This is a genomic window from Nitrosomonas communis (assembly GCF_024102715.1).
Taxonomy (GTDB): Bacteria; Pseudomonadota; Gammaproteobacteria; order Burkholderiales; family Nitrosomonadaceae; genus Nitrosomonas; species Nitrosomonas communis_B.
This window is the reverse complement of sequence record NZ_JAGFJM010000097.1, coordinates 1-13,002: the sequence shown is the minus strand read 5'-3', so window position 1 is coordinate 13,002 and position 13,002 is coordinate 1. Positions and strand designations below refer to the sequence as shown.

The following is a 13,002-nucleotide window of genomic DNA, read 5'->3' as shown; positions in this document are numbered from 1 at the left end:
TTGGCAGGGGTCGAATAGGGGGCGATCTCAATTTCACAATTCTTGATAATTGCCTGTAGCCTGAAGGAATTCCGAAAAGGAGGAAGAGCATGAGCACACATTGGAGTGATATCAAGACTGTGCCAGGCTGGTTCGGCACCGAGAACCAAGGAGCGGGGATCGTTCTTGCGGACATCAGCGGAAGCGGTCGGCTGGATCTAATCATCTTTCATATCGACAATCCTGGCGGCGAGAACCACGGTCACTACCGCATCGGCTGGAGCCTGGATGCGAGCGGGAACGTTACGGGTGGATGGAGTGATATCAAAGCTGTGCCAGGTTGGTTCGGTGCAGAGAGCCAAGGGGCGGGAATCGCTCTTGCAGACATCAGTGGGAATGGTCAGCCGGATCTGATCGTCTTCCACCTTGACAATCCCGGCGGGGAGAACCATGGTCACTACCGCATCGGTTGGAATCTGGATGCAAGCGGGAACGTTACGGGTGGATGGAGTGAGATCAAAGCCGTGTCAGGCTGGTTTGGCGCCGAGAGTCAAGGGGCGGGGATCGCCCTTGCAGACATCAGCAGGAATGGTCGACCGGATCTAATCGTTTTCCATATCGACAATCCTGGCGGCGAGAACCACGGCCATTACCGCATTGGCTGGAATCTTGATGCAAGCGGCAACGTTACAGGCGGATGGAGTGAGGTCAAGGCCGTGCCCGGCTGGTTTGGCGCTGAGGACCAGGGGGCGGACATTGCGATTGTTACTGTTGCTGGAGCCCGTCATCTAATCATTTTTCACGTCGACAATCCTGGTGGCGAGAATCACGGCCACTATCGCATCGGCTGGAATCTAGATGCAAGCGGTGACATTACAGGTGGTTGGAGCGAGGTTCGGCCTGTTCCGGGATGGTTTGGCGCGGAGAACCAAGGCGCGGGAATTGCCGTTGCGGATATTGTCGGTGATGGTCATGCGGGCCTGTTCGTTTTTCACGTGGACAACCTAGGTGGCGAGAATCATGGCCACTACCGTTTCTGCAAGGATATTTTGCTTGAGAATGCGGAGGTGCTGGCGGTTCATGCTGCATTGCTGCACACCGGCAAGGTTTTGTACTTCTCAGGGGATCAGCACGATCCTGAAAACAACAGAGCGGGGAGGGTCGACGCGACAAGACTGTGGGACATTTCGTCCTTTGCTATCCATAAAATAGGTTCACCCCGGCACGATCTGTTCTGCAGCGGGCATGCCTTCCTTGCGGATGGAAGACTAATCGTTGCCGGTGGCACGCAGGAATGGAGCGATGTTCTTGGTGATCCGCATGGTCACGGCCAGTTCGGCCACTTCCGCGGACTTCGCGATGCCACTATTTTCAATGCTAATACAAATACGTGGAATGCAACCGTGCCAATGATCCTCCAACGGGGACGGGCTGAAGGCGGTGGCCGGTGGTATCCGACATTGTTAACCCTGCCTGATGGGCGTGTTTTCGCAATGTCTGGACACCCGGAGAGAACGGATACCCGTCATAACAATATCACGCTGGAGGTTTTTGACGCTGCGCTGCCTCATCAATGGAGTGACTACGGAGACAAGCCAGATGCCCCCGATTCCTACCCGCGACTTCACCTTCTTCCTAGCGGAGAAGTGCTTTGCGTCACGCCAATGAGTGGAAACACTCAGCGTTTACGCCTGGGTTCAACCTGGAGTGCCGTAAAGCCGGTAGCCGACTGGTTTGGCGCAGAGGGTCAAGGAGCGGATATCGTCATTGCGGACATTAGTGGAGACGGCCGACCGGATCTGATCATCTTCCATATCGACAATCCTGGTGGCGAGAATCACGGTTATTACCGCATCGGTTGGGACTTGGACGCGGACGGAAATGTCACGGGCGGATGGAGCGATGTCAAAGCCGTACCTGGCTGGTTCGGTGCTGAAAATCAGGGAGCGGGGATCGCTATTGCGGACCTCAGCGGAAATGGCCGACCGGATTTGATCGTTTTCCATATCGACAATCCTGGTGGCGAGAATCATGGCCATTACCGCATCGGCTGGAATCTGGATACAGACGGCAACGTCATGGGTGGATGGAGTGATATCAAAGCTGTGCCCGGCTGGTTCGGTGCCGAGAATCAAGGGGCGGGGATCGTTATTGCCGACCTCAGCGGGAGTGGCCGGCCGGATTTAATCGTTTTCCATATCGACAATCCTGGTGGCGAGAATCACGGTTATTACCGCATCGGTTGGAATCTGGATACAGGCGGCAACGTTACAGGTGGATGGAGCAATATCAAAGCTGTGCCAGGCTGGTTTGGCGCCGAGAACCAGGGGGCAGGGATCGCCCTTGCGGACATCAGCGGGAATGGGCGGCCGGATCTGATCGTTTTCCACATCGACAATCCTGGTGGCGAGAATCATGGCCATTACCGCATCGGTTGGAATCTGGATGCAGGCGGGAACGTGGCAGGTGGATGGAGCAATATCAAAGCTGTGCCCGGCTGGTTTGGCGCCGAGAACCAAGGGGCAGGAATCGCCCTTGCGGACCTCAGCGGAAATGGTCGGCCGGATCTGATCGTTTTCCATATCGACAATCCTGGTGGCGAGAACCACGGCTACTATCAGGTCGGTTTGGACGTCGATATCAACGGCGACTTCCTTCCTGGCCACTGGACGACTGTTGCGGGGCCTGGCTACGATGATCAAGGCATCTGGTGGACTTCGGTACTACTTCCGCTAGAGCCGCCGGACTACCGTACACGAGTACTGATTGCCGGCGGGCAGAATGGGCGGCTGTTGGATTTAGGTAATCGCGGTGTCAACGTGTCCGAATGGCGCGATACGTCCGTTCGAAACGTTCCCGAAGTGAGAGGAAGGCATGGGAGCAATCCCGTTCGACAGCACTGCAACGCAGTGATCCTGCCAGATGGCAAGATTCTAGTGGTTGGAGGAACGACTGACGGCACGGATGCGCACGCGGTATTGACTGTGGAGCTCTATGATCCAGCGCGGGATGCCTGGACTACGCTTGGCAATTTGAGCTGTCCGCGTGTCTATCATTCGGTAGCTCTGCTACTACCGGACGGCCGCGTTTGGATAGGAGGCTCAGATCACGACGGCGCAGCAGGAATGGCTGCGCGCGAACTGACGATCGAGCTTTTTTCACCACCATATCTTTCGCTGACTTCTCGGCCTATAGTTTCAGCTGCTCCTTCGAGCATCGGTTATGCCACCCGCTTCGAGATCGTGACGCCGCAGGCAACACAACAGAAATTATCAATCGCCCTGGTCCGGTGTGGATCAGTCACTCACGCTTTCAATCCAGACCAGCGATACGTTCGCCTGGAGATTATCAGTGCAGCAGGGAGGGTCGTTACTGTTGCATCCCCACCTGACGCAAACGTCGCTCCGCCGGGATACTACCTGCTTTTTATCGTCGATGAGCTTGGTGCGCCATCGGTGGGATGGTTTCTGCAGGTAGCTTGAGGATAAATTGGGTTTACAAACTTTCACTGCTGTGGCACCCCGGTTTGATGTATTGGCTTGACTACGACATGCGTATCGCAGTAGCGGTAAGTTTCATCGTCCTGGTTGGGATTATGGCGGCACTTGCTGAAAAGGGAGCAAAGGCAGCAATCTGGCAGTTTTCTTGTATCCCTGTTTGAGTGCTGAGAAACAAAGATTGTATGCATTTGCATTATTGCTTGCCTGTCTGTTATCCCTTAGCATCATGACGTAAGTCAAGCAACGCGGGTGTAAATTGTTGCAAAACTTTAAAACCCCATTCGTTGATTTGCAAAATTGCCTGTTTTTGTTTTTTTAACATCACAGCGAGATGCGATGTTGCCATTGGATCTGGTCAAACTCACACCATTGTTAGGCCGCACAACTGGCAGGCCGGAGGTGCGTATTGGTCTGATTGATGGACCGGTGGTGATGAATCACCCTGAGCTGGCCAGTCAGCATATGCGCGAGATCGGCGGAAACGGCGGTGGTCATTGCACACAGGCGGGGAGTCTAGCTTGCACGCATGGCACTTTTGTGGCTGGTATCTTGTCTGCCAGGCGAGGTTCTTCCGCGCCAGCCATCTGCCCCGATTGTACTTTGCTGCTCCGTCCCATTTTTTCCGAGGCAACTTCCGGCCAAGAATCTATGCCCAGCGCGAAACCCGAGGAATTGGCTGCAGCGATTATCGAGTGTATTGCGGAAGGGGTGCACTGCATCAATTTGAGCCTTGCATTAGCGCAGCTTTCATCGAAAGGGGAACATGAGTTAGAACTCGCGCTGGATCATGCCGCTCAACGCAGCGTCATGATCGTCGCTGCGGCAGGCAATCAAAGTACGCTCGGCAGTAGCGCCATCACCCGCCATCCATGGGTCATTCCAGTGGTCGCTTGTAATCTGCAAGGCAGACCGCTGAACGAGTCGAATCTGGGCAATTCAATCGGCAAACGTGGTTTATGTGCGCCGGGCGATAGCATCACCAGCTTAAATGCAGCAGGGCAGTCACTCACTCTCGGTGGAACGAGTGTTGCCGTACCTTTTGTGACCGGGGTAATTGCGCTGCTGTACTCGGTATTCCCTACAGCAACCGCAGCACAAATCAAGCTGGCCATCACTCAGACTTCCCTGTCACGACGGACCTCGGTGGTTCCGCCTTTGCTCGATGCTGAAGCAGCCTACCAAATTTTGTTAACAATGAATGCGAAGAAGTAACTTACATGACAAAAGCAAGTGAGCGGAACAACCTTGAGCAGCAAAGTGAGCATTCGCTTCATCGGGTACATTTGCCCGGATTTATTAGCGATGAGGAGATCGGACTGGGCGATGCGATCAAACGGGCAGCCGGCTATTTTGGCATCAAGCCTTGCGGTGGCTGCGAACAGCGGGCAGCCATGCTCAATCGCTGGTTGGCTTTCACCCGTCGACAGCCAAAATAGCGAAATCATGTATACGGGAATTCACAGGTTAGTTAACTGAGGTTATGAGTTGTTACGAAAGGAGAAAAGTATGAACGAACCAACCGAAACGATGGAGCAGTTGACGAATGCGCCAAATGAGGTGAATAACGTGCCAGTGACTCAGCAATCTCCAGAAATTCGCAGCATAGGTAGTGTAATTTCTCCACAGACTGGAGGCGGTGGAGCTTGTGGCTGCGGCGGAGCGACTGACCTGACCGCAGGTGGCGGCATGGTTTCTTATGTTTATGCCATCGGCCGGGTGGAAGCGCGTTTTCCGAATCTTGCTGCTGAAAAGGAATTTGCTCAGGCGACGGGGCGGGCAGATACCGCGGGCAAGACTGATCAGCAAACCTTTCATGCTGTCCTGTCCAAGCGCGAGAATCGCTACCTGGTGCGCCAGCTTTGCTGGGTGCTGACTATCCAGGGGCTGGAAACCTACCTCTTGCAGCCGCGCGACCCGGTGGACATCGACCTGCTGGTAGAAGCGATTCGTCCGGCTCCTACGCCCAATGACATCGATGTCGTCATTGGCCTGCGTGGTCCCATTGCCCCGCCGCAGATGTGCAATGGATTGATGGTACCCATTGTTCTGTTCGACCAGATCTATTCCTTCGATCGTGATACGCTCATCAAGGCTATCCCCAAGCCAGAAAAGACCAGTGACGCGCAATTCGGGCCGGCGGCTGAGGAATTGTTCAACCGGATCATGCAGATGACAGACAATGCTGGTGCGACCGACGAGCATCGTGTCCTGAATTACCTGGTCATGCGCTATCCTGCCATTTATGCCAAAACAGTCGAGGAATTTGCCAAGGATTTTTCGCTGACCGGCGTGGAAGTGCGTTCCTCGCCCTTGAGCAGCACGCGCAATATCGTCGATGTGATCTTTTCCTATACCAATCGCAATACCGATTTCACGGAAAAGTTTTTTGTGCGTGTCGATGTCACTGAGGAATTTCCGTTCCTCGTTGCCAAGATGTCGCCTTATTATGACCGTTGAACCTGATCAACTGAAAGGAGGTGTGATATGAATAACAATATACCAGGGTTTACTGGAGAAGCATCACTCTATCATACAAACAATCACTACTTTACTACTGGAGGTGGTTTTCTAAGTGAAGGGCACGCAATTGTAACCCCTCAAGCGTGTGGATGGATTAGGGGAATTACATGTGGTGGGGCAATAGCGGGTGGAGTTGTTCTATGTACTAGTATTTGCCTAGGGGGAGGTCCAGCAGCTTGTTACGCTTGCTGGGCGGGTGCTCTTGGGCTTATCGGGTTTGGCTTTTGTCGGGATTGTATCCCTAAATGGATGAGAGATCTGATCGATGCCTTTGAAAATGGTGGCGGTGGAGGAGGAGGGGGTGGTGGCGGAGGTGGTGGTCCGCGCCCTATTGGTTGCGAGATTAATGAGAAGTGCTGCGAGCGAGATGCGGAAGGTAATTGTATCTTGTGTTGGCCACGTACAGCGCCTTGCCCATGATATGTGCTGTTCAGTCAGTGTATGCACACTATCAGATATCTATTTCAGGGTGGTATGGTATCCAAGCTAGCTAGAGAATGAGTAGGCGAGCAACTCGTAGGTTGAGATAGGCAAAGCTGTAACCCAACGGACTGGTTTAACTTGAAAGGAGACATGAAATGAACATACCGGGATTTAATGCTGAATCATCACTTAACCCAACCATGGGTATGTATCAAGAAAGAGTCATTTCTGACAGATTTCCCGCAGAAGGTGGCAGAAGCGTTATGCCACAACTTCGTTTCCAATTAGAGCCAGATTTGGGTGCATACTGGAGATGCCGGGCAAACGGAGGAGGTGATCTTATATGCCGTTTCTTTGCCGGGTTGCCTCCTTTCACAATCGGTGGCTTGTTGATCGCTTAATGAGCGCAGGATGTGTTCAAGCACGAAGAACCATAGACCATAGGTTGGGCTAAGCAAAGCTATAACCCAACAAATCAGCAGCATGGATATGTTGGAGGTTAGGCAATGATGCTGCTAACACAACACTGGTTAGATATCGTTGTATTTTAACTTATCCGAATCTAAGGAGAGACTATGAATGACCATCAAAAGAAATTATCTCGCCGTCAGATAATAAAATTCATGGCATTAGGCGCCACTGTCCCCTTTATGAATGCCTTCATCGGCCAAGCGCAAGCGAAAAAAACTTCCAAGGAAACAGTGCAGTATCGCGACAAACCGAACGGAGAGGAGAAATGCAGTAATTGCATGCAGTTTATTCCAGGCAAAACACCTGGTGCTGCTGGTGAATGCAAAGTTGTAGAAGGCAGTATTAGTCCTCAAGGCTGGTGTACCGCATATGCTCCAGAATCATAATTGAATGCCAGGTTTGCCTTCATCCTTATTATCGATATCAATTGATAATAAGGATGGTTAATAAAGTAAGTATTTTTTAGTAGCAAACTACAGGATATTAACAGCGTTCTTCAATTGATTGATTTTAAATAAAAATATTCCATGTAATAGAGAGGGGCTAGATCCTTAGAGTTAAGGAGGGAGGAGCATACATAGTGTTTTTTGATCTCATTACGAACATGACATTAACGATAAGAATTATCATGCGTGGGATGTGCGCTTTTGAAAAACACTGTATCGAGCAGGTAGTCTGGTTGATTAGCAATGCCTGCCCATATCGTGAATTTCTTGATGTTTACACATCATTTGGGTGCAGCAAAAAATCATGAATGCTGTGCGGTTTTTTATTTTTCCTGCAATCGTTTTATTCACGATGCCCCCTGTTTACAGCGAGGTAATACCAAATGATTCCTATATTGCAGGCTATGCGACGGGGATCCTCAAACGTGATTTTAAGCTTGATTTTTCTGCATTAGTGGTGCGCAACGGTGTTATTACATTACCTACACATAGTCTGTCTGCCGAAGAGCGTGCTCAAGTCCAACGAATGTTATCTGAAATCCCGGGAGTAACTGGCATTGATCTGCTGGAAGGCGATAATCAACAAGGCATAGCGATTACTTTGCCACCAGCAAAGCAGGATACACCTGCAACTACAACTGTTACTCACTCGGAAGTTTTCCCTACGGGTTTTTTACCAACCGGTCATTTATTTAAGCCATTATTGGCTGATCCGCGCTGGGCGCATTTCTCCGCCAGTTATCGCAATTATGTAGGCGAAGATATTGACGGAAATAATAACGGGGCAGTTAGTTTCGGCGAGACCATCCCATTCTATCGCGCTAGCCTGGGCCAGACCAACATGCAATGGGAAGTAGGACTTCAGGCCGCGGTTTTTAGCGATTTCAATCTTGATGCAAGCTCCTCCGATCTAATCAATAGTGACTTTATTGCCTCTATTTACTCAAGCATGAGAACGGGCCAATTTTCTGCTTTTGCCCGTATTTTCCATCAAAGCTCGCATCTTGGGGATGAGTTCCTGCTGAGAACCCAATTAGAACGTATTAATCTTAGCTATGAAGGTGCTGACCTCAGGCTTTCATATGAGTTGCCATATGGAATACGAGTCTATGGCGGGGGAGGGGGTATTTTTCATAAAGAACCATCAACAATTAAGCCCTGGTCAATTCAATACGGAGTTGAATTCAGAAGCCCGTGGCGTATCGACTTTGCAGCAATGAGACCAATATTAGCGATTGATTTCAAGAATCATGAGCAAAACGACTGGAATGCGGATTTATCTGCCAGAGCTGGCTTTCAGTTTGACAACCATCAAGTATTCAGTCGCAACCTGCAGTTTCTCATAGAGTATTTTAACGGTAATTCCCCTACCGGTCAGTTTTATAAAGAAAAGGCTGAATATCTCGGAATCGGTGCTCACTACCATTTTTAATCTCTTCAGATTAAGTCCTCCACCTCTGGGAGCTGGGGAATAACAAGGGCGACTGCACGGCCTATTTTCAAAACCTGGTTAAGTGAATAATGCGAATAATGAAGTCACGATAACCGATTCCGCCTACGTGTTTGTACGTATTTTCTTAGTCAGCGTATCTGGATAATCTACTGAAGTATCAAAACTCGACAGAAGGGGTATGTCACCTACACGTGCTGATTCGTAGATATGTTTTATCAAGGTAAGGAGCAAAGCGGGGTCTGTATTTTTTAAACCTGCACATGGTCTCGCAGCGTATCAAATCTGAAAAACAAGGAGCTAATCATGAGTAAAGATAAAATTCTTGGTACTTGCATTCTAGTCTGCGCACTAATGATGACATCAGCAGCGCAAGCAGAGGATGATTATCTAACAGGTTTTAGCAACAAACTAAGCCAAGGTTTGGCAAATATGGCCTTCGGGTTCATCGAAATTCCGAAAAATGTCATCAATATCAGCAATGAGCACAATATTTTGGTAGGCCTGACATGGGGTGTTGTTCGCGGCGTTGTCCATGCTGCAAGTCGAACGCTGGTTGGTGGTGCTGAGTTTCTGACTTCGCCGATTCCAACTGGTGACTTTGCCTCACCGGCTTACGTCTGGGATCGTTTTAGTGAAGACAGCCGCTATTTTGGTTTGTATTATCCAGGCTATTGGACTATTTACGGTACATTGGATGATGGCAAGTAAATCTATTGCGACTCAATCATTCACGAGGACATTATCATGAAAAAATATATTTACCTCCCGCTGGCGGCTTTATTATTTTTCCTGACAGCTTGTACCACGACTAGAATGACCACGGCAGATTTGAAAGCCGAGATTGATGCGGCTAGATCGGGTCACTATGGCCAAGCCATGTTACATGCGGAGCTGTCCGAAGAAGATTTGGAAGAAGCCAATAACATCCTGGATCATCTTGAAAATGACTACTACTGGAATATCAATGAGAAACAAAAAGCCTTGGATGCTGCCAGATCAGCAGCACACCATCGTTTGGAATCTGAGAAAGAGATGTGCAAATGGCTGACAGAAGTGCATGGCCATAATCACCACAAAGCGGAAGCGACTCATCATTCAGTTGCTTACTTTGAAACCGGTAGTGCTATCCCATATAAAACCAAAGATGAAACCATTAACGAAATGGGTCGTTGGTTAGAGGCGCACCCGGATGCGACTGTCACGGTCACAGCATCGACCGATACCGTCGGTAATCCAGCCTATAACCAGGATTTATCAGAAAAAAGAGCTAGAACAGTGGCGCAACGTCTGGTGGCAAATGGTGCTAGGCCCAATCAGCTAATTATCAAGGCGGTTGGCGAAGCTGCTGGCGCTGACAACACGCCCAATCAGGAAAATCGTGTGGTGATGATTACCACCGCACATCCTGCCTATGTCGATTGCCCCAATGTAAAATAGGGCTTGATAATCCTTTAACTAAAGTCAAATACCGCCATAAAGCTGGTGGTATTTGACTTTTAGAAATTCAGTGAATGTTAATTGTAAGGGTAAAGCCTGATCCCAATGTCCTCAACTTCTACAATTAAAACAGCACCTGTACCAATAACGCTACCACTATACTCAACGAATAACATATAGCAACAAACTTTCCTTTTTTCATATCATCCTCCTTCAGTAATTAAAACAACATCACGTATAGCAAATGATCAAAATCGTCAATTATTTGTGAAATTTATGTTAATTATTTGTGATGTATTTGTAAATTTTTTGTAAAGTTAATAAAAAAACATTTTCTTGTCAATTAGAATTCTTCAAGAAGAAATTTCTAAGGTTGGTTGAAGTACTTAAGCAAAAGCAGCTTAAGTAAAAGCTATACGAAGCCGATATCTTTTTTCGTGTGCGCAGTTATTTGTCTATTTCTAGAGAAAACAATGCCTCCGCCACTCAGACACACACTCTTTTTTTAACAGATAAGTATCTGATTTTATTGTCTTGCTGGGTGTTAGCGGGAAAAATTACACTGAATAGTTATATTTATTCTTCCTATGTCTTCGGCCTATTGAGTTTTTTATAGGAGATATTCGATATGAGCATAAAACACTTTACTTTGATCTCTGCGGTTTATTTGTCGATAGTGTTCGGTGCGCTCGCCCACGCTACTAACCTTTTTGTTCCTGCATATTTCTATCCGTCAAATCCCTCAACTCGGGATTATTGGAGTGACCTGGCTGCTGCGGCTCAAATAGTAAATGCTACCGTAATTCTTAACCCAAACAACGGCTTCGGAACAAGCGGTGATCCAAACTATGCTAACGCCATTAATCAGGTTCGTGAATCTGGAGGAAAGGTAATTGCTTACGTATACACCAATTATGCAAATCGCCCGCTGATCGATATTGTCAGCGAAATTGATAATTACATAGCCTTCTATACGATTGATGGTTTCTTTATTGATGAGATGACTGCTGACGGCACAGATGAAAATATCATATATTTCGAGCAAATATATAACTACATCAAGAATAAAAGCAGTCATTATTCGGTAACGGGAGATCCTGGAGTGGTACCCGACGAAATTTATTTAAGCAAACCAGTTGTTGATAATTTAGTGGTATTTGAAGGTAGCATAAAAAATTACGTAAACTTTCAGCCAGAGCAGTGGCAGCTTAATTACCCGAAAGACAGGTTTATTCACATTGTATATAGCGCAACATCAGACCAAATGAAGCAGGCGTTCAGTCAGACCAACAAGAATCACGTTGGAAATCTATACATAACCGATGATAAGCTTCCCAATCCTTATGACACTCTTCCAGAGTATGTGAATCTGGAGTTCGAGATGGCAGTTGTAACGCCTAACAAAGGACAAAAAATCTTTACGTTTGCCGAGCAACTGTTTCCGCAGTATTTTTCTCCTGCAAACGTAGATGATCAACTGCTGGAAGGGTTCGTTTACCGTTATTATCCAACAACCAATGCATACATAGGGATCAAGAACGGAGAGGTGTTCGTACTTGGTGATGCCTTTGGCCCAGGCATTCAGCGTATCGATACTATTGAAAATACGCTCCAATTCCTGGAAAGCGCAGCAGGGCCTTAAGCACCTTATTTTGATGTGAGCTGCTCAATCGTGAGCCAGATCAAATGGATTGAAAGGAAAAGGTGAAAAAGTCAAATGTAAGGCTTGAACATCCCGCTGGAATTTTCAAGTATTTTCGTTGATATTTATGAAATATCGACAGAACCTAGCTATTTACGCATCATATGTCAATTGTAAGGCCTGACCCCAAACCCGTGTGCCAAGCCCATGCAATCTCTGAGTGGATTTCCCTTGTTATACGTTTCCTTGAGGTTGAAAAGCAGCCTTAGCTTGTTTGAGGCTGCTGACATTGTTTGTCTTCGTCATTTGATTTGAAATACTGTTATATAAAGTAAGCGCTCTTTGATAGTACAACTCAGATTCGGTTGGGAACCCACTATTGAACTCACTATTCATCCACATTTGATATGTATAACCATTTGTTGCTTTGTTAAAGTCGGTATTGTTGTCAAAAATTTTTAGAGCTTCTTGATATCTTTCTCTAGCGGATTCATGCCTTCCTTGCCTGAAAAGAAGATCAGCATACCCTCTCAGATTTATAATTCGGTAAAAATCACTTGGCGACTTATCTATTGCCTTTTGCATATAGGTATCCGCAAGCAAATTGTCCCCTGCAAGAGTTAGTCCTTGGGAGATAGCTACATAATCGGCATCGTTTGCCATATCCGGGTATGAATTAACCAAGAACACTGCTTGACGAGTAATTAAAGCCGCCATTTGCGAGATCGAACTTAATTCTTGATAGTGGGTAGCCTTTCTATTTTCCGATGGGGTTGACCACATCTCATTGTTCTTGGAGTTCAGTTTTATTAGCTCTGTTACTGACTCGCTTAATTGTTCTCTAGCAGACCGCTGACTGTCGGATCTTTGCAAACGATAAGCGATAGATGCCGATCCCAACGAAACAATAATAGCAACTGCACTTAAAATTGTTGATAGGTCCATATCACTCCTCAAGATTCAGGATTCGTTTTTTTGATAGGAGATAAATATAACTAATTGTTTAAGAAACTGTTTGGAAATTCTGAATCCTAGCGTTAATGTAAGGAATTTTCTATAAACAGGCGGTATCATGAATCAACAAAAAGTGTAGGAAGCGTTATCCGAGTGACCTAAGCAATGGAGCGTGGC

At 47.7% G+C, this 13,002-nt stretch carries 13 protein-coding genes; 12 read left to right on the top strand and 1 reads right to left on the bottom strand.

Annotation, left to right across the window (positions count from 1 at the left end):
* Positions 1-89: 89 nt before the first annotated feature.
* The 12 genes from J5I83_RS09275 (at position 90) to J5I83_RS09220 (ending at position 11,871) form a co-directional block, all read left to right on the top strand.
* Positions 90-3,461 carry a galactose oxidase-like domain-containing protein gene (locus J5I83_RS09275; protein WP_304055260.1) on the top strand — a complete coding sequence of 1,124 codons (3,372 nt, stop codon included), beginning with the start codon at positions 90-92 and terminating at the stop codon, positions 3,459-3,461.
* Positions 3,458-3,640 (top strand): hypothetical protein, encoded by a 183-nt coding sequence (locus tag J5I83_RS09270; RefSeq protein WP_304055259.1) that lies wholly within the window; start codon positions 3,458-3,460, stop codon positions 3,638-3,640. Before J5I83_RS09275 ends, J5I83_RS09270 begins: the two co-directional genes overlap by 4 nt.
* A gap of 175 nt (positions 3,641-3,815) precedes the next feature.
* Positions 3,816-4,691 carry a S8 family serine peptidase gene (locus J5I83_RS09265; RefSeq protein WP_304055258.1) on the top strand — a complete coding sequence of 292 codons (876 nt, stop codon included), beginning with the start codon at positions 3,816-3,818 and terminating at the stop codon, positions 4,689-4,691.
* A 5-nt stretch (positions 4,692-4,696) separates the two neighbouring features.
* Positions 4,697-4,915, top strand: a complete 219-nt coding sequence (locus J5I83_RS09260; RefSeq protein WP_304055256.1) for a hypothetical protein — start codon at positions 4,697-4,699, stop codon at positions 4,913-4,915.
* Between the two features lie 70 nt (positions 4,916-4,985).
* Complete coding sequence (locus tag J5I83_RS09255; RefSeq protein ID WP_304055255.1) at positions 4,986-5,936, top strand: hypothetical protein; 951 nt, start codon at positions 4,986-4,988, stop codon at positions 5,934-5,936.
* A gap of 27 nt (positions 5,937-5,963) precedes the next feature.
* On the top strand, positions 5,964-6,419 hold the full coding sequence (locus J5I83_RS09250; protein ID WP_304055253.1) for a hypothetical protein: 456 nt from the start codon (positions 5,964-5,966) through the stop codon (positions 6,417-6,419).
* A 158-nt stretch (positions 6,420-6,577) separates the two neighbouring features.
* On the top strand, positions 6,578-6,823 hold the full coding sequence (locus tag J5I83_RS09245; RefSeq protein WP_304055251.1) for a hypothetical protein: 246 nt from the start codon (positions 6,578-6,580) through the stop codon (positions 6,821-6,823).
* Positions 6,824-6,997: 174 nt separating this feature from the next.
* Positions 6,998-7,279, top strand: coding sequence for a high-potential iron-sulfur protein (locus J5I83_RS09240; protein ID WP_304055249.1), 282 nt, complete (start codon positions 6,998-7,000; stop codon positions 7,277-7,279).
* A 364-nt stretch (positions 7,280-7,643) separates the two neighbouring features.
* A complete protein-coding gene (locus J5I83_RS09235) occupies positions 7,644-8,771 on the top strand; it encodes a DUF1207 domain-containing protein (protein WP_304055246.1) in 1,128 nt (375 codons plus the stop codon).
* Positions 8,772-9,095: 324 nt separating this feature from the next.
* A complete protein-coding gene (locus tag J5I83_RS09230) occupies positions 9,096-9,500 on the top strand; it encodes an exosortase system-associated protein, TIGR04073 family (RefSeq protein WP_304055243.1) in 405 nt (134 codons plus the stop codon).
* A 36-nt stretch (positions 9,501-9,536) separates the two neighbouring features.
* Positions 9,537-10,229: an OmpA family protein gene (locus J5I83_RS09225; protein ID WP_304055241.1), complete on the top strand. Its 693-nt coding sequence runs from the start codon at positions 9,537-9,539 to the stop codon at positions 10,227-10,229.
* Positions 10,230-10,857: 628 nt separating this feature from the next.
* A complete protein-coding gene (locus tag J5I83_RS09220; RefSeq protein ID WP_304055240.1) occupies positions 10,858-11,871 on the top strand; it encodes a spherulation-specific family 4 protein in 1,014 nt (337 codons plus the stop codon).
* Positions 11,872-12,105: 234 nt separating this feature from the next.
* Here the strand turns inward: J5I83_RS09220 and J5I83_RS09215 are convergent, their stop codons facing one another.
* Positions 12,106-12,816, bottom strand: a complete 711-nt coding sequence (locus J5I83_RS09215; RefSeq protein WP_304055238.1) for a tetratricopeptide repeat protein — start codon at positions 12,814-12,816, stop codon at positions 12,106-12,108.
* Positions 12,817-13,002 lie beyond the last annotated feature (186 nt).

What these genes read in the sequence shown, in the direction of transcription:
- J5I83_RS09275 (WP_304055260.1), top strand. Translation starts at nt 90, where the DNA reads ATGAGCACACATTGGAGTGATATCAAGACTGTGCCAGGCTGGTTCGGC.
- J5I83_RS09265 (WP_304055258.1), top strand. Translation starts at nt 3,816, where the DNA reads ATGTTGCCATTGGATCTGGTCAAACTCACACCATTGTTAGGCCGCACA.
- J5I83_RS09260 (WP_304055256.1), top strand. Translation starts at nt 4,697, where the DNA reads ATGACAAAAGCAAGTGAGCGGAACAACCTTGAGCAGCAAAGTGAGCAT.
- J5I83_RS09255 (WP_304055255.1), top strand. Translation starts at nt 4,986, where the DNA reads ATGAACGAACCAACCGAAACGATGGAGCAGTTGACGAATGCGCCAAAT.
- J5I83_RS09250 (WP_304055253.1), top strand. Translation starts at nt 5,964, where the DNA reads ATGAATAACAATATACCAGGGTTTACTGGAGAAGCATCACTCTATCAT.
- J5I83_RS09245 (WP_304055251.1), top strand. Translation starts at nt 6,578, where the DNA reads ATGAACATACCGGGATTTAATGCTGAATCATCACTTAACCCAACCATG.
- J5I83_RS09240 (WP_304055249.1), top strand. Translation starts at nt 6,998, where the DNA reads ATGAATGACCATCAAAAGAAATTATCTCGCCGTCAGATAATAAAATTC.
- J5I83_RS09235 (WP_304055246.1), top strand. Translation starts at nt 7,644, where the DNA reads ATGAATGCTGTGCGGTTTTTTATTTTTCCTGCAATCGTTTTATTCACG.
- J5I83_RS09230 (WP_304055243.1), top strand. Translation starts at nt 9,096, where the DNA reads ATGAGTAAAGATAAAATTCTTGGTACTTGCATTCTAGTCTGCGCACTA.
- J5I83_RS09225 (WP_304055241.1), top strand. Translation starts at nt 9,537, where the DNA reads ATGAAAAAATATATTTACCTCCCGCTGGCGGCTTTATTATTTTTCCTG.
- J5I83_RS09220 (WP_304055240.1), top strand. Translation starts at nt 10,858, where the DNA reads ATGAGCATAAAACACTTTACTTTGATCTCTGCGGTTTATTTGTCGATA.
- J5I83_RS09215 (WP_304055238.1), bottom strand. Translation starts at nt 12,816, where the DNA reads ATGGACCTATCAACAATTTTAAGTGCAGTTGCTATTATTGTTTCGTTG.